The following is a 568-nucleotide window of genomic DNA, read 5'->3' on the forward strand; positions in this document are numbered from 1 at the left end:
GTACGCAATATCCCAAAAAATGCGAAAAATGAAAATAGATGAATTATAAAAAAACAGTCTCTTTTTTAGTAAAGCTAATAGTTTTTATTTCAGTTTTTTTTATTTTAAAATTCATTTTTAACGAATATAAAGCATACAATCTACCTTATGGAAAAAAAGCGAATGAAATTAGAATATCAGCAAATATTCCGACTATTAAAAGTTTAATGTATTCTAAAAACGTAAATAAAAAATTACTTGGAAATCAATGGGTAAGCATAAGGAAAGAACCGAAAAAAGGAGAAGTATTACATATTTGGAAATTAGCTATTCCTGAAGATAAAAGCGGAGTTTTATACGAGGAAAAAGATGCTTTCAGAAAAATGGAGGAAAACGGAAAAATTTATCAACTGAACTTAAATACAATCGTTGAAAATGATATTATTATGGAACAAGATGCCATTCTATTTGAAACTGAAAGTTCAAACGAAAATCGAAAAGAAATTAGTGGAGTTGAATTAAAAACATTGATTGCTAAATGGAAAATTCTCGAACTGAAATAATACTGCGTACAACAACGTGTATAATT

1 protein-coding gene is annotated in these 568 nt (G+C 26.8%); it reads left to right on the top strand.

What is annotated here, in order from left to right:
* Positions 1-38 precede the first annotated feature (38 nt).
* The gene (locus TD29_RS17300; protein ID WP_040282752.1) at positions 39-542 is read left to right on the top strand and encodes a hypothetical protein; all 504 of its coding nucleotides are present in this window, start codon (positions 39-41) and stop codon (positions 540-542) included.
* Positions 543-568 lie beyond the last annotated feature (26 nt).

Origin of the sequence: Psychroserpens damuponensis, assembly GCF_000826655.1 — a bacterium.
In the GTDB taxonomy this organism is placed as follows: Bacteria; Bacteroidota; Bacteroidia; order Flavobacteriales; family Flavobacteriaceae; genus Psychroserpens; species Psychroserpens damuponensis.

Bases quoted from the DNA above. Each gene is read 5' to 3' on its own strand.
- TD29_RS17300 (WP_040282752.1), top strand. From the start codon at position 39: ATGAATTATAAAAAAACAGTCTCTTTTTTAGTAAAGCTAATAGTTTTT.